Origin of the sequence: Klebsiella grimontii (assembly GCF_900200035.1) — a bacterium.
Taxonomy (GTDB): Bacteria; Pseudomonadota; Gammaproteobacteria; order Enterobacterales; family Enterobacteriaceae; genus Klebsiella; species Klebsiella grimontii.
Map to the genome: position 1 here is coordinate 14,350 of NZ_FZTC01000027.1, position 13,536 is coordinate 27,885.

Sequence of the window (13,536 nt, forward strand, 5' to 3'; positions counted from 1 at the left end):
GTCCAGTATGAAAAGTACCACCTATGCGCTTATTGCTGTCGCCGCGATCGCGGCATTTGCCCTCCTGCGCGAACACTGGTCACATGTGGCAGGTTACTGGCCATATCTGTTATTGCTGGTCTGCCCGCTAATGCATCTTTTCCACGGCCACGGAGGGCATGGAGATCATCAACATCAAGGAAGTGAAAACGATAAAAAAAATTAATCCGGCAGACGGGGCCGCGTCGCGGCCCCGTTATCAGTCCAGGTATCGTTCGTAGTCTCTGGCATGCGCAAAGGCATGCTGTTCAAGTTTGTTATCAGCGGGTGCCGCTGCCCGGAACGCCAGTGAGTTAACAGGATTGTTATTGATGACCAGCTCGTAATGCAGATGAGGACCGGATGAACGTCCGCTGTTACCGGATAACGCAATAGCGCCTCCCCGGGTAACCCTGGCCCCTTTAGTAACGAGTATTTTATTGAGGTGGAGATAGCGAGTTTTAACACCGGCTTTTCCTGTTACTTCAACAAAATATCCCATGGTGCTGTTGTATTCGGCCCGGGTGATTTTTCCGTCGATGACGCTGACTATTTTCGTGTTCATGGGCATGGAATAATCAATGCCATTATGGGGACTCACTTTTCCCGATACCGGGTTAAGTCTTGCAGGATTGAAAGGCGAACTGAGTCTTGCTGTGGCCGGTAACGGATAATCGAGACTGCCTTTCCCGGAAGTATCGGAAAGGTTATAGAACTTTTTATCTGATATACGATACGCCGTGTAATTAAATGAACCGGACGTAAATTTATAGGCCACGACACGTGATTTTCCCGCTTTCTTTTGCAGTACGAGTTTTAATGATTCATTTTTTTTCAAATGCCGCAGATTAAACCGGGAAGGCAAGGAGCGCTGAAGAGTAGCGATCTCGTTCGATTCCAGCCCCGAGCGGGTGGCTGAAAGGTAGGCATTTTCTTTTACGACATCGGTAGAATACATTTACTGGAATTCGCCGTTAGCATGAACACTGCGGCGTATGCTAGGGGTTTTCAGGAGGCGTGTCATCTGTCAGTTAATCGGGAGCACCGTTGATGGTCGTCATTTTTGTAACATATCTTGTTTCCCGTTTGCTCCTGAAGCTCTGGGAACTGTATGACCAGCCCGACGGTGATGATTAACGGGACTGAAACAGGTTACGGCAGAGCAATATGGGGCTCATGTCCTGCTACGTAACCCGTCAGTAAAGCCCTGCTGCGCACCTGACGCTAAGCACTAACCCGCCTGCAGTTACCTGGTCGAATACAGCCCGCGAAGCTTTCTTGCCTGCGTCTGATGTGCTTCCGCACCGGCATTATTGACCTGCTCATGCACGAGAGCGGCTTTTTCTCCGGCATTCAGTTCGTTAAAAGAAGAAGACGAGGTCTTTGAATTTGCATCACTGCCGGACAGCATTTTTTTATGTTCCTCAATCATTTTCTGATGCGCATAGGACGCGCTGTTGTTCATAAATGAATGAGCAACAATGGCCCTTTCATGTTCATTCATTTCAGAGAATGAGGGCGTGTTGTTTTTATTAACCCTGTCCGGTAAGTTTTCATGCGTCGAGTAATTCACATGACTGACGGCTGAGGCATTATTAACAAATCGATGTGTTTCATGGGCAATATCACTGGACTGAGCAAAAGCTGCCCCACAAAATAAAGCTGTAAACGCAGTGGTCGTGATTAATATATTCATGTGTAATTACCTTCTGAGGTACATAAAAGATGTCCTTATGATCATATATAAAAATAATCAACCTGTGGGGAAGATGACGTAAATGTAATACAGCTATGTACATTACACGATTGTAATGAATTTGTTTCTTAAGGTGTGCTAGATTCATTTCATTGTAAGTGGATGAACCAGTAATTTAATTTAAATCGGTTCTCGAATTCTGTCAGTAACCATACTTTAAATAAGGGAATGCGCATGCTGTTGAAAACGTCTCGACGAACTTTCCTGAAGGGGTTAACCCTCTCTGGCGTAGCCGGAAGTCTTGGCGTATGGAGTTTCAATGCGCGTTCCAGTCTGAGCCTGCCAGTTGCCGCATCCCTGCAGGGTACTCAGTTTGACCTGACCATTGGTGAAACGGCCGTCAATATCACGGGCAGTGAGCGTCAGGCCAAAACAATCAATGGAGGCCTGCCGGGGCCCGTTCTTCGCTGGAAAGAAGGTGACACCATTACCCTGAAGGTCAAAAACCGTCTTAATGAACAGACGTCCATTCACTGGCACGGCATTATTCTTCCGGCCAATATGGATGGTGTTCCGGGGCTGAGTTTTATGGGCATAGAGCCTGATGATACCTACGTTTACACCTTTAAGGTTAAGCAGAACGGGACTTACTGGTACCACAGCCATTCCGGTCTGCAGGAACAGGAGGGGGTATACGGTGCCATTATCATCGATGCCAGGGAGCCAGAACCGTTTACTTACGATCGTGAGCATGTGGTCATGTTGTCTGACTGGACCGATGAAAATCCTCACAGCCTGCTGAAAAAATTAAAAAAACAGTCGGATTACTACAATTTCAATAAACCAACCGTTGGCTCTTTTTTCCGCGACGTGAATACCAGGGGGCTGTCAGCCACCATTGCCGATCGGAAAATGTGGGCTGAAATGAAAATGAATCCGACTGACCTCGCGGATGTCAGTGGCTACACCTACACCTATCTCATGAACGGGCAGGCCCCGCTGAAAAACTGGACCGGACTGTTCCGTCCCGGTGAAAAGATACGCTTACGGTTTATCAACGGCTCGGCAATGACCTATTTCGATATCCGTATCCCCGGGCTGAAAATGACGGTCGTGGCTGCAGATGGCCAGTATGTAAACCCGGTTACCGTTGACGAATTCAGGATTGCCGTTGCCGAAACCTATGATGTCATTGTGGAGCCTCAGGGTGAGGCCTATACCATCTTCGCACAATCCATGGACAGGACCGGTTACGCTCGAGGGACACTGGCCACGAGAGAGGGGTTAAGTGCTGCCGTTCCCCCCCTCGATCCCCGTCCTCTGTTGACCATGGAAGATATGGGTATGGGGGGAATGGGACATGATATGGCAGGAATGGACCACAGCCAGATGGGAGGCATGGATAACAGCGGAGAGATGATGTCTATGGACGGTGCTGACCTTCCGGATAGCGGGACATCCTCCGCGCCCATGGATCACAGCAGCATGGCCGGTATGGATCATTCCCGGATGGCCGGAATGCCGGGTATGCAAAGTCATCCTGCGTCAGAAACGGATAACCCACTGGTTGATATGCAGGCGATGAGCGTCTCTCCGAAATTAAATGATCCGGGTATTGGTCTTCGAAATAACGGAAGAAAGGTTCTCACGTACGCGGATTTGAAAAGCCGCTTTGAGGATCCTGACGGACGTGAACCTGGCCGTACCATAGAACTGCATTTAACCGGCCACATGGAAAAGTTTGCCTGGTCATTTAACGGAATCAAGTTTTCAGATGCCGCACCGGTGCTGCTGAAATACGGTGAGCGGCTCAGGATCACGCTGATCAACGATACCATGATGACTCACCCCATTCACCTGCATGGTATGTGGAGCGATCTGGAAGATGAAAACGGTAATTTCATGGTTCGTAAACACACAATAGATGTTCCCCCTGGTACAAAACGCAGTTACAGAGTGACAGCAGATGCGCTTGGCCGCTGGGCGTATCACTGCCATTTGCTCTATCACATGGAAATGGGAATGTTTCGTGAAGTCCGGGTGGAGGAATGATGCGAATGAAGAGAAATTTGAAGGCCATACCTGTTCTGGTCGCCGGTTTGTTTACCTCACAGCTTTCTATTGCGGCGGGCTCCGTCTCTGCAGATCCCCACGCCGGGCACGACATGTCTGCCATGCAGATGCCAGCAGATGAGAATTTCACTGAGATGACGTCAATGGAGCCCATTGTAACTGAGAGCAGAACGCCAATTCCGCCTGTTACCGATGCCGACCGGAAGGCTGCATTCGGCAATTTACAGGGGCATGCGATTCACGACAGTGCGATTAATTATCTGGTTCTGCTGGATCAACTGGAATGGCAACGGTCGGATAACACCAACAATTTCAGCTGGAGTGTTAACAGCTGGATTGGAGGCGACACAGATCGGATTTGGCTAAAGAGTGAAGGTGAACGAAGCAATGGGGAAACGGAGGCGGCTGAAGCGCAGTTACTCTGGGGACATGCGGTTGGCCCATGGTGGGATTTGGTTGCGGGTGTCAGGCAGGATTTCAGACCTGCTTCTGCCCGGACATGGGCTGCTGTCGGTTTTCAGGGGCTGGCACTCTATAATTTTGAGTCTGAAATTACGGGTTTTGTCAGTAATGGCGGAAAAGCAGCCCTTCGTCTGGGAGGAGAATACGACGTTTTACTGACTAACCGGCTCATACTCCAGCCATCCTATGAGGTGAATTTCTACAGTCAGGATGATGAATCGCGGGGTCGCGGCAGGGGACTGACTGACACAGAGCTGGGGCTCCGGCTGCGCTATGAAATACGCCGTGAGTTTGCACCCTATATAGGCGTTTCCTGGAATCAACTTTACGGGAAAACATCCGATATGGCGAAAAGAGAAGGTGAGAAAGACCATCAGGTAGTATTCCTGGCGGGAGCCAGAATCTGGTTTTAACGCACTGATATAAAACACTCAACTAAACAGGTAAATAAAATGTCGATTTTAAATAAAGCCATTCTTACAGGTGGCCTCGTTATGGGCGTTGCTTTCTCTGCTACGGCCCATCCGGAATTAAAAAGCTCTGTGCCACAGGCTGATTCAGCCGTAGCGGCCCCGGAAAAGATTCAGCTTAATTTCTCGGAAAATCTGACCGTGAAATTCTCAGGTGCAAAATTAACGATGACGGGTATGAAAGGCATGTCATCACATTCTCCGATGCCGGTCGCGGCAAAAGTGGCGCCAGGCGCTGACCCTAAATCGATGGTCATTATTCCGCGAGAGCCTTTACCCGCTGGCACTTATCGTGTTGACTGGCGCGCGGTTTCTTCAGATACGCACCCTATTACCGGTAATTACACCTTTACAGTGAAGTAATATTATGAACGACCTGATTATGATTGTTATTCGTTTTCTTCTTTATCTGGATTTGATGGTAATATTTGGATTGCCATTTTTTCAGATATATGGAATAAGCGGTGTCAGACATGAAACCTATAACCTGACTAATTTCAGGTCGTTTATAACCTTTGCTGTTGTTACAGGCATCATTCTTACTGGCATTAATATGCTCCTGGTATCTAATGCCATGAGTGGAGTAACTGACCTCAGAGAATTATCCATCCATGTTATCGAGATGGTGATAGAAGAAACTGATGTGGGTATTAGCTGGATTGTCAGGCTCTGTGCCCTGTTTACCACACTCGGTGCTTTGTTCCTTTACACTAATAAGAGAGTATTGTCCTGCCTGCTGATGACGATGAGTGGGGGCGTGGCGCTGGCTACACTTGCCTGGGGAGGACACGCCGTTATGCATGACGGTCTGCATTACTATCTCCATTTACTGAGCGATCTGACCCATCTCGGCGCTGCAGGTGCCTGGACAGGTGCTCTGGTTGCATTTGCTATCCTGCTGATGCGCAGAAACGAGCATAATGCACAGAGCGTCATTGTGATATCTGACTCCCTGGCAAAATTTGCCACGGCAGGAACGGTGATTGTTGTAGCCCTGATCCTGAGTGCGCTGGTCAACTATCTGTATATTGCTGAGGGTAACTTAACTCCCTTATTCAACAGTTCCTGGGGGAGGATATTGCTTGCCAAGACGGCTCTGTTTGTTCTGATGCTTCTTCTGGCTGCAGCAAACCGGTTTCACCTGGGTCCCCGGCTTGAAGTTATGGTCAGGGAAGGGAATTATGATCGCAGCGTTGCCCTGATGCGAAACAGCATCCTGACAGAATTCGTTGTTGCGATTATCATTCTGGGCGCCGTAGCGTGGCTTGGAATGCTTGCTCCGTCTCAGATCAGCTAGGGGACAGCCAAAGCTCATGCGTGAGATTTTTACTTTCATATCAGCGAGTTGACCATGCAGCGTATTTTAATCGTTGAAGACGAACAAAAAACAGGTCGTTACCTGCAGCAGGGACTGGTTGAGGAAGGCTATCAGGCCGATCTCTTTAATAATGGCCGCGATGGTCTCGGGGCCGCGTCGAAGGGACAGTATGATTTGATAATACTGGACGTGATGCTGCCTTTCCTCGACGGGTGGCAAATCATCAGCGCACTGAGGGAGTCCGGGCACGAAGAACCGGTCCTGTTTTTAACCGCAAAGGACAACGTGCGGGACAAAGTGAAAGGACTGGAGCTTGGCGCAGATGACTACCTGATTAAGCCCTTTGATTTTACGGAGCTGGTTGCACGTGTAAGAACCCTACTGCGCCGGGCACGCTCGCAGGCCGCAACAGTCTGCACCATCGCCGATATGACCGTTGATATGGTGCGCCGGACCGTGATCCGTTCGGGGAAGAAGATCCATCTCACCGGTAAAGAATACGTTCTGCTTGAGTTGCTGCTGCAACGCACCGGAGAAGTGTTACCCAGGAGTCTTATCTCGTCCCTGGTCTGGAACATGAATTTTGACAGTGATACGAATGTGATTGATGTCGCCGTGAGACGTCTGAGAAGTAAAATTGATGATGACTTTGAGCCAAAACTGATCCATACCGTTCGCGGTGCCGGATATGTCCTGGAGATCAGAGAAGAGTGAGGTTCAAAATTTCCCTGACCACACGCCTGAGCCTGATTTTTTCTGCGGTGATGCTTACGGTATGGTGGTTATCAAGTTTTATCCTGATTAGCACCCTGAATGGCTATTTCGATAATCAGGACCGCGATTTTCTGACAGGTAAACTTCAGCTCACCGAAGAGTTTCTTAAAACAGAGACGTTCAGGAACAAAACGGATATTAAGTCATTATCAGAAAAAATAAACGATGCGATGGTGGGGCACAATGGCTTATTCATTTCTATAAAAAACATGGAAAATGAAAAAATTGTTGAACTCTATGCCAAAAATTCTGTTGTTCCAGCGGTCCTGCTTAATAAGTCGGGTGATATTCTCGACTATATGATCCAGACGGAAGAAAATAACACCGTGTACCGCAGTATCTCGCGGCGGGTTGCCGTGACGCCGGAACAGGGTAAAAGCAAACATGTCATCATTACGGTTGCCACGGATACTGGGTATCACACCCTGTTTATGGACAAACTCAGTACCTGGCTGTTCTGGTTCAATATCGGTCTGGTCTTTATTTCTGTTATTCTGGGCTGGCTGACCACACGTATTGGTCTGAAACCGCTACGGGAAATGACCAGTCTGGCTTCCTCCATGACCGTACACAGCCTGGATCAGCGTCTAAATCCCGATCTGGCTCCGCCGGAAATCTCTGAGACCATGCAGGAGTTCAATAATATGTTTGATCGCCTGGAGGGGGCATTCCGGAAACTGTCAGATTTCTCGTCTGACATCGCGCATGAGCTGCGCACACCAGTCAGTAATCTGATGATGCAGACGCAGTTTGCACTGGCTAAGGAAAGGGATGTTTCGCATTACCGCGAAATTTTATTCGCTAACCTGGAAGAACTGAAAAGGTTGTCACGAATGACCAGTGACATGCTTTTTCTGGCACGTTCAGAGCATGGTCTGCTGCGGCTGGATAAACATGATGTGGATCTGGCAGCCGAACTGAATGAATTACGTGAGTTGTTCGAGCCCCTGGCAGACGAAACAGGAAAGACAATCACGGTTGAAGGAGAGGGCGTTGTTGCCGGAGACAGCGATATGCTCCGACGTGCTTTCAGTAACCTGCTTTCCAATGCAATCAAGTATTCTCCCGATAACACCTGTACAGCGATACACCTTGAGCGTGACAGTGACTGTGTGAACGTGATGATTACGAATACGATGTCCGGCCAGGTTCCCGCTAATCTGGAACGTTTGTTTGACCGGTTCTATCGCGCAGACTCATCAAGGTTCTACAACACGGAAGGCGCGGGGCTGGGATTATCAATTACAAGGTCGATCATTCATGCTCACGGCGGCGAGCTGTCAGCAGAACAGCAGGGGCGGGAAATTGTGTTCAGTGTGCGTCTGTTAATGGATTAATACCGTTATTCAGGAGAAACCCGGAAGGTGACAAAAATGTCATCGTTCAGTCACGCGATAAACAGAGGCGGTTTTTTATAATCAGCCATAAATCAGGACAGCGTGATAATTCAATCGCCCGGTTCCTGGCGTGATGATCAACCAGCCCTGAGATCAAATGCTTTCTCTGTTATAAGCATTGATTGTTCGGGTATGAAAACACCGGAGACCCAACCATGAAAAAGATCCTTGTATCCTTTATTGCCATGATGGCTGTCGCTTCATCTGCCTGGGCTGCAGAGACAATGAACATGCATGACCAGGTAAATAATGCCCAGGCGCCTGCCCATCAGATGCAATCATCCGCTGAAAAAAGTGCAGTTCAGGGGGAGAGCATGAAAATGATGGATATGAGCGGTCACGATCAGGCCGCAATGTCCCATGAAATGATGCAAAACGGCAATTCTGCTGCCCATCAGGACATGGCTGAAATGCATAAAAAAATGATGAAAGCCAAACCTGAGAACACCCAAAAAACTGCTAAGCCATTTTCCGAAATGAGCGAGCATGAGAAAGCCGCTGTTGTGCATGAGAAGGCGAATAATGGTCAGTCTTCCGTTATTCATCAGCAACAGGCGGAAAAGCATCGCAGCCAGATCACCCAGAATTAACCCGCAGCTCCACTTGTCAGACCCTCATTTGACGCCGAAGTCACTGGCTTACGCTCCCGTCCGGGAGCGTTTTTTTTATAAGCGAAATGAATAATAATGAAAGAGTCCATACACAATGTCTTTTTTGGTCATGCCGACCTTACAATTAACTTATGTTGTTTGAGAATCCTGTTCCCCAGTCATCTCCAGGGTTCATGCCGCGCCGTATCCTGAGACTGGCTGAGAATACGAATGACCGTAACCATAGAATGTGATGATACAAAATAGATCATGTGCTGTTCCACCGGCAGTGTGCAGATATCGTCTCCCAGCTCTGCACGATGCGTGCCGATATCATGCATGGCCAGCACATCAAACACTGCAGCTATACGGCCGATGTATGCATCCGCCTGAACAACCCCGAACTCTCTGAAGCTGTAGTCCCAGATGGCCTCCAGATCCTCTTCTGCTTTTGGTGTCAGCTCAATCTCTTTCATTTGCCACCCTGGCCCTGACATTCTTCAGGAATGCATCCTTGTTCCATGGTTTCGCCTCGCCGCTGCTGATTCCTTCGGCCAGCAGATCGCGGAGTTCCTGAAGGCGTGATTCAGCCTGCTTCTCGCGCAGTAGACGCAGCGCGTCACGCATGACCTCGCTCTGGGTACGGTAATCACCGGCCTTAACCAGGGAATCGATAAATTCACGCAGCTCATCACCCACGTCCACCGTCATCGTACGGGCCATAACCCCTCCGCTTCTTATGTAAGATTAGTTCTTACATCATTATATCAGCTTACTCCCCCGCTTCCATCTCCCGAATTTTAGCCAAAACAACACTGCAGTAGTATGGAGATCCGACTTAGCATCTTTTCGGATCTGCACGGCGGGAAACCTGCCATTGATATGATAATCGTCCTAAACACATAAAGTCATTCTTAATGTGATATTTATCATAAATCACAATATAATATCTGATATGATGTTTGCTCAATGCGATATAAATCATTCGAGGTATGATTTTTTACCTAACCGGACATTATCAGACGGAGCGTGCAGGATGGATGAGAAAGAAGTGAATTTTTCACTCAGCTATGAGCAGCTGACCCGGATAGCGGAAGAGCGTATCCGTGAGTGCAATCTGGACAGCCAGGGCGCGATTTACATCAGCGAGTCAGCCAAGGCCGGTGCCGTGCTGAGCTATTGGTATGAACTGGCCATAAATGGCTATGCCTCAGTGAATGCCATAAAGAGGCAAGAGCTCATAGACGCCGATCACCTGCGCCTCAGAAAACTCATCTGGCCGGAGGCGGACAAGCAATGACTCAGGCGCGCCGACCATCGCCGCTGCAGCGGCGGGTGCTGATTGTGCTGGCCGCCCTCGATGCGAAACGGCCGGGCCCGGTGGCGACGCGGGATATCGAGCGGGTGCTGGAGCAGGGCGGGGACGCCCCGGTGTACGGGCCGAACCTGCGCGCCTCCTGCCGGCGCATGGAAGCCGCGGGCTGGCTGCGCACCCTGCGCGCCCCGAACCTGCAGCTGGCCGTCGAGCTGACGCAGGACGGTCGCTGCATTGCAGAACCGCTCTTCCAGGCAGAACGCGAGGCTGAAACGGCACGAAAACGACTGACAGACGTCCGGCGTCTGCCGTTACGCCAGACGGCTGCCGGTGACGCGGTGGAGCTGCAGCTGGATGACGGCCATTACACCATCAGGGAAGCGGCCTACGTGATCCGTCTGGACGGTACCACCTGCCTGCAGCTGACGGATGCCGGCGGCATACGCCGGATAAAAGAGGGCGATCCCCTGCAGGTGGCCAGCTGGTATCAGGCCTGTTTTGATGCAGGCCTGCCGGTCACCGTCCAGGTGAATGAGAGCCGGGACTGATCGCCACCACACAAGGAACAGGAGCATAAAATGAAAGTCACTGAACCCGGGCTGAATAAGCTGATCGATAACCTGAACACCCTGATTTGCGAGGACAGCCTGCTCACGCGCCAGGAGCGTGAAACGCTGGTACTGGCCGTCGCCGCTATCGGCGCCATGAAAGCGCGCGTCGGCTTGAAAAAAGGCGATGCGCCGACCGTTGCCAGACGGGAAAAAAGGGAGAAAAAAGACCGCCAGTCTGATCCGCGGTTCCCGCGAGCCGGTCATCCCTGGCAGGAAGACGAAAAAACCTTTCTGAGTGATGCGCTCGATTCGGTACCGGACGAAGAGATTGGCAGGCATCTTTTCTGGCTGTCCGAGAAACTGGGCAGAACGCCTTTCAGTGTTGCTTTCCAGATCGCGGCAATCAGGGAGTTGCAGGACGGCTGGGAGGAGCAGTTCAGGGAGATTTCGGATAACATTCGCTTGTCCGGCCTGAGCATCAGTGATTATCTGAAGCAGAACGGCACGGACCTGAACGCCTGAATGCCATTTTCGTTACAGACAAATTATATAACTGAGGGCAGTGATGAAAACAGCGGTATGGGTGGTGGTGTATTTCGCGATGTGTTTTCTGCTTTTCACAGGATGGATGTTCGCCTTTGCGCAGTATGCGCCCTATAACGGGCAGGAACACGCGTTTTCTCTGACGTATCTGCTTAATTTATTTTTTCTTCATGTTGTGATGGTACCTTACTACGAGTTTATTCAGACTGAAACATACAGCAATGCATTAATGAGTATGGCAGATGAATCCGGTCAGATGATACGTTTTCATCACGTAGTGCCTGTTCTCTGGATATATAGTCTGTCCGCACTCTTAACTTTTGTGGTTTACATTACATATGCAAAATGGTTCACTCATAACCGACTGAAAGAAAAGCATCTTCCAGAATGATATTACCGGGACACCTCAGGATATATAAAACTAATGACGAAACAGGAATGGATTTTACGACTACGCCGCTGTACATCACAGGAAACTCTGGAAAGGATAATAGAAAAAAATAAATATTCCCTGACGGATGACGAACTTGAGCACTTTAATGCCGCAGTGGATCACCGGCTGGCGGAAATGGCAATGGGGAAGTTTTATGATAAAATACCTGCAGGCGTCTGGAAATATGTTAAATAATACAGCCAGCATCAGTCTGTTCGCAGTTATCTCACCTGGAGCGCAATCATGAATATGATATTTGAACTGATTGGATTGTTACTGGTAGTCGGATGCGCATTCTTCACCACTTTTTTCTTAGCCGCAGTAGCAGGCACTATGGTAGTTATTCTTGGATGGGGAATTTCTATTGTCACCCCGAAGGTGGTTACCTGTACTAATGATTGCATCACTACTGTTTTTGATGCCAAACCCTTTGGCTGGCTTCTGATTGTGTTTTCATTAACCATGATGTTCTTTATTATCAGGGGTATGATTAAACGTTAGATTGCCTTTAGTGTGTAGTTAAATCATCATCACAACAGCGTTAATCTGAAACTGATATTGCCGGAGGGGATCATCATGACGGGAAGAGGCATTAACACAGTACGTATCGGTGATGAAGTGAAGCACATCACCGAGCTCGATGCACTAACACTCATGCATGAATGGTCAAAGCTTAAAAAAGAAAATGCAGACCTGTATGACTATAACCGTCAGGTTAACCGGGGGTGGCGCGGCTTTATTCTTCGCCTGATGGGTATCCATTTGCCTGAAAAAAAACGTGTTTGTCTTTATGGCATTAATGCCAGAAAAGAATCCATCTATCCCGACTGAAGCCGTGCTGGCAGTGATAGTGAGCAGGCCATTGCAGAAGAACAGCTGTAATTTGACGATAAGTTGTTGATATTTAACATAAAACGCATTATCGACACTTTGAGATGTGTAGCATTTGCTATACGTTCGTGTTGTGTTATTCTTGTATACCAATTGCTATACAGGAGAGGTGTGTATGAAATCAGATGTTCAACTCAACCTAAGAGCTAAAGAGTCTCAGAGAGCACTCATCGATGCCGCTGCAGAGATCCTTCATAAATCGCGAACCGACTTTATCCTAGAGATTGCCTGCAAGGCTGCGGAGAATGTGATCCTTGATCGCCGTGTTTTCAATTTTAACGACGAACAGTATGCAGAGTTCATCGATATGCTCGATGCACCAGTCGAGGATGATTCCGCCATTAATAAACTACTGGCAAGGAAACCTCAGTGGGACGTATAACCGCGCCCGAGCCGTTATCCAGCGCTCATCAGCTGGCTGAGTTCGTCAGTGGAGAGACAGTCCTCGATGAATGGCTAAAACAGAGAGGTTTAAAAAATCAAGCTCTTGGCGCTGCCCGAACGTTCGTTGTTTGCAAGAAGGGTACGAAGAAAGTAGCTGGTTTTTACTCTTTGGCCACCGGTAGCGTTAACCATACGGAAGCTACAGGCAGTCTTCGGCGTAACATGCCAGATCCTATACCGGTGATTATACTCGCTCGCCTGGCGGTAGATGTCTCATTGCACGGAAAAGGGGTTGGTGCCGATTTACTCCACGATGCAGTTCTACGGTGTTATCGCGTAGCTGAGAACATTGGCGTTCGTGCGATAATGGTTCATGCGCTTACTGAAGAAGCCAAAGGTTTCTATGCTCACCATGGATTTAAGGCATCACAAACTCATGAGAGGACTCTGTTTCTAAAGCTTCCATGACTGGTTGCTGGAGTGGGAAAGTAGCAGGCCACTGCCTCAACATATTGATTTTTATTTCGTTTATTATTGAATTTAACATAATCTTTGTTATGCGCACCTGTATTGTAGGGGCTCAATGCTAATGTCTATTAGGGGGCTGCGGATGTTTTCCTG

Annotated in this window: 21 protein-coding genes; 17 read left to right on the forward strand and 4 right to left on the reverse strand. The window is 48.9% G+C overall.

What is annotated here, in order from left to right; all coding sequences use genetic code 11:
- Positions 1–7 precede the first annotated feature (7 nt).
- Positions 8–205 (forward strand): DUF2933 domain-containing protein, encoded by a 198-nt coding sequence (locus KOSB73_RS24580; protein WP_000843497.1) that lies wholly within the window; start codon positions 8–10, stop codon positions 203–205.
- 33 nt (positions 206–238) lie between these two features.
- On the opposite strand, the gene KOSB73_RS24585 is transcribed toward KOSB73_RS24580, so the two are convergent.
- On the reverse strand, positions 239–976 hold the full coding sequence (locus KOSB73_RS24585) for a peptidoglycan DD-metalloendopeptidase family protein (RefSeq protein ID WP_000287501.1): 738 nt from the start codon (positions 974–976) through the stop codon (positions 239–241).
- A gap of 288 nt (positions 977–1,264) precedes the next feature.
- The gene (locus KOSB73_RS24590) at positions 1,265–1,714 is read right to left on the reverse strand and encodes a hypothetical protein (protein ID WP_064360952.1); all 450 of its coding nucleotides are present in this window, start codon (positions 1,712–1,714) and stop codon (positions 1,265–1,267) included.
- Positions 1,715–1,948: 234 nt separating this feature from the next.
- On the opposite strand from KOSB73_RS24590, the gene pcoA reads away from it, so the two are divergent.
- The 7 genes from pcoA (at position 1,949) to KOSB73_RS24625 (ending at position 8,798) form a co-directional block, all read left to right on the forward strand.
- Entirely contained in the window at positions 1,949–3,766 is a 1,818-nt protein-coding gene (gene pcoA, locus KOSB73_RS24595) for a multicopper oxidase PcoA (RefSeq protein ID WP_073554100.1), read from the forward strand.
- A gap of 5 nt (positions 3,767–3,771) precedes the next feature.
- Positions 3,772–4,662: a copper resistance outer membrane transporter PcoB gene (pcoB, locus tag KOSB73_RS24600; protein WP_001378118.1), complete on the forward strand. Its 891-nt coding sequence runs from the start codon at positions 3,772–3,774 to the stop codon at positions 4,660–4,662.
- A 39-nt stretch (positions 4,663–4,701) separates the two neighbouring features.
- Positions 4,702–5,082: a copper resistance system metallochaperone PcoC gene (gene pcoC / locus KOSB73_RS24605; RefSeq protein WP_085397508.1), complete on the forward strand. Its 381-nt coding sequence runs from the start codon at positions 4,702–4,704 to the stop codon at positions 5,080–5,082.
- Between the two features lie 55 nt (positions 5,083–5,137).
- Complete coding sequence (gene pcoD, locus KOSB73_RS24610) at positions 5,138–6,016, forward strand: copper resistance inner membrane protein PcoD (RefSeq protein ID WP_080821469.1); 879 nt, start codon at positions 5,138–5,140, stop codon at positions 6,014–6,016.
- Positions 6,017–6,070: 54 nt separating this feature from the next.
- Positions 6,071–6,751, forward strand: coding sequence for a copper response regulator transcription factor PcoR (pcoR, locus tag KOSB73_RS24615; protein ID WP_001188930.1), 681 nt, complete (start codon positions 6,071–6,073; stop codon positions 6,749–6,751).
- Entirely contained in the window at positions 6,748–8,148 is a 1,401-nt protein-coding gene (gene pcoS, locus KOSB73_RS24620; protein WP_064360950.1) for a copper resistance membrane spanning protein PcoS, read from the forward strand. Before pcoR ends, pcoS begins: the two co-directional genes overlap by 4 nt.
- A 215-nt stretch (positions 8,149–8,363) precedes the next feature.
- A complete protein-coding gene (locus tag KOSB73_RS24625) occupies positions 8,364–8,798 on the forward strand; it encodes a hypothetical protein (RefSeq protein ID WP_017146631.1) in 435 nt (144 codons plus the stop codon).
- Between the two features lie 179 nt (positions 8,799–8,977).
- Here KOSB73_RS24625 and KOSB73_RS24630 read toward each other — a convergent pair whose 3' ends face one another.
- Both KOSB73_RS24630 and KOSB73_RS24635 read right to left on the reverse strand, forming a co-directional pair.
- The gene (locus tag KOSB73_RS24630) at positions 8,978–9,274 is read right to left on the reverse strand and encodes a type II toxin-antitoxin system RelE/ParE family toxin (protein ID WP_017146632.1); all 297 of its coding nucleotides are present in this window, start codon (positions 9,272–9,274) and stop codon (positions 8,978–8,980) included.
- Entirely contained in the window at positions 9,261–9,521 is a 261-nt protein-coding gene (locus KOSB73_RS24635) for a type II toxin-antitoxin system ParD family antitoxin (protein WP_017146633.1), read from the reverse strand. The genes KOSB73_RS24630 and KOSB73_RS24635 overlap by 14 nt, the downstream gene beginning before the upstream one ends.
- 313 nt (positions 9,522–9,834) lie before the next feature.
- Here KOSB73_RS24635 and KOSB73_RS24640 point away from each other — a divergent pair, with 313 nt between their 5' ends.
- From KOSB73_RS24640 to KOSB73_RS24680, 9 genes are all read left to right on the forward strand, one after another.
- On the forward strand, positions 9,835–10,098 hold the full coding sequence (locus KOSB73_RS24640) for a hypothetical protein (RefSeq protein ID WP_004118691.1): 264 nt from the start codon (positions 9,835–9,837) through the stop codon (positions 10,096–10,098).
- Positions 10,095–10,661, forward strand: coding sequence for a hypothetical protein (locus KOSB73_RS24645; RefSeq protein ID WP_029497543.1), 567 nt, complete (start codon positions 10,095–10,097; stop codon positions 10,659–10,661). The genes KOSB73_RS24640 and KOSB73_RS24645 overlap by 4 nt, the downstream gene beginning before the upstream one ends.
- Before the next feature lie 30 nt (positions 10,662–10,691).
- Positions 10,692–11,186 (forward strand): hypothetical protein, encoded by a 495-nt coding sequence (locus KOSB73_RS24650; RefSeq protein WP_004118696.1) that lies wholly within the window; start codon positions 10,692–10,694, stop codon positions 11,184–11,186.
- A 43-nt stretch (positions 11,187–11,229) separates the two neighbouring features.
- On the forward strand, positions 11,230–11,598 hold the full coding sequence (locus tag KOSB73_RS24655; protein ID WP_009653915.1) for a hypothetical protein: 369 nt from the start codon (positions 11,230–11,232) through the stop codon (positions 11,596–11,598).
- A gap of 33 nt (positions 11,599–11,631) precedes the next feature.
- Complete coding sequence (locus KOSB73_RS24660) at positions 11,632–11,835, forward strand: HHA domain-containing protein (RefSeq protein ID WP_004098931.1); 204 nt, start codon at positions 11,632–11,634, stop codon at positions 11,833–11,835.
- A 48-nt stretch (positions 11,836–11,883) separates the two neighbouring features.
- A complete protein-coding gene (locus KOSB73_RS24665) occupies positions 11,884–12,141 on the forward strand; it encodes a hypothetical protein (RefSeq protein WP_004098928.1) in 258 nt (85 codons plus the stop codon).
- A gap of 75 nt (positions 12,142–12,216) precedes the next feature.
- Positions 12,217–12,471 (forward strand): hypothetical protein, encoded by a 255-nt coding sequence (locus KOSB73_RS24670; RefSeq protein WP_049078423.1) that lies wholly within the window; start codon positions 12,217–12,219, stop codon positions 12,469–12,471.
- A 175-nt stretch (positions 12,472–12,646) separates the two neighbouring features.
- Positions 12,647–12,913, forward strand: coding sequence for a type II toxin-antitoxin system TacA family antitoxin (locus KOSB73_RS24675; protein WP_004098921.1), 267 nt, complete (start codon positions 12,647–12,649; stop codon positions 12,911–12,913).
- Complete coding sequence (locus KOSB73_RS24680; protein ID WP_004098919.1) at positions 12,901–13,383, forward strand: GNAT family N-acetyltransferase; 483 nt, start codon at positions 12,901–12,903, stop codon at positions 13,381–13,383. Before KOSB73_RS24675 ends, KOSB73_RS24680 begins: the two co-directional genes overlap by 13 nt.
- Positions 13,384–13,536 lie beyond the last annotated feature (153 nt).

Coding starts and splice junctions, on each gene's coding strand:
- KOSB73_RS24580 (WP_000843497.1), top strand. CDS start 8: ATGAAAAGTACCACCTATGCGCTTATTGCTGTCGCCGCGATCGCGGCA.
- KOSB73_RS24585 (WP_000287501.1), bottom strand. CDS start 976: ATGTATTCTACCGATGTCGTAAAAGAAAATGCCTACCTTTCAGCCACC.
- KOSB73_RS24590 (WP_064360952.1), bottom strand. CDS start 1,714: ATGAATATATTAATCACGACCACTGCGTTTACAGCTTTATTTTGTGGG.
- pcoA (WP_073554100.1), top strand. CDS start 1,949: ATGCTGTTGAAAACGTCTCGACGAACTTTCCTGAAGGGGTTAACCCTC.
- pcoB (WP_001378118.1), top strand. CDS start 3,772: ATGAAGAGAAATTTGAAGGCCATACCTGTTCTGGTCGCCGGTTTGTTT.
- pcoC (WP_085397508.1), top strand. CDS start 4,702: ATGTCGATTTTAAATAAAGCCATTCTTACAGGTGGCCTCGTTATGGGC.
- pcoD (WP_080821469.1), top strand. CDS start 5,138: ATGGTAATATTTGGATTGCCATTTTTTCAGATATATGGAATAAGCGGT.
- pcoR (WP_001188930.1), top strand. CDS start 6,071: ATGCAGCGTATTTTAATCGTTGAAGACGAACAAAAAACAGGTCGTTAC.
- KOSB73_RS24625 (WP_017146631.1), top strand. CDS start 8,364: ATGAAAAAGATCCTTGTATCCTTTATTGCCATGATGGCTGTCGCTTCA.
- KOSB73_RS24630 (WP_017146632.1), bottom strand. CDS start 9,274: ATGAAAGAGATTGAGCTGACACCAAAAGCAGAAGAGGATCTGGAGGCC.
- KOSB73_RS24635 (WP_017146633.1), bottom strand. CDS start 9,521: ATGGCCCGTACGATGACGGTGGACGTGGGTGATGAGCTGCGTGAATTT.
- KOSB73_RS24640 (WP_004118691.1), top strand. CDS start 9,835: ATGGATGAGAAAGAAGTGAATTTTTCACTCAGCTATGAGCAGCTGACC.
- KOSB73_RS24645 (WP_029497543.1), top strand. CDS start 10,095: ATGACTCAGGCGCGCCGACCATCGCCGCTGCAGCGGCGGGTGCTGATT.
- KOSB73_RS24650 (WP_004118696.1), top strand. CDS start 10,692: ATGAAAGTCACTGAACCCGGGCTGAATAAGCTGATCGATAACCTGAAC.
- KOSB73_RS24655 (WP_009653915.1), top strand. CDS start 11,230: ATGAAAACAGCGGTATGGGTGGTGGTGTATTTCGCGATGTGTTTTCTG.
- KOSB73_RS24660 (WP_004098931.1), top strand. CDS start 11,632: ATGACGAAACAGGAATGGATTTTACGACTACGCCGCTGTACATCACAG.
- KOSB73_RS24665 (WP_004098928.1), top strand. CDS start 11,884: ATGAATATGATATTTGAACTGATTGGATTGTTACTGGTAGTCGGATGC.
- KOSB73_RS24670 (WP_049078423.1), top strand. CDS start 12,217: ATGACGGGAAGAGGCATTAACACAGTACGTATCGGTGATGAAGTGAAG.
- KOSB73_RS24675 (WP_004098921.1), top strand. CDS start 12,647: ATGAAATCAGATGTTCAACTCAACCTAAGAGCTAAAGAGTCTCAGAGA.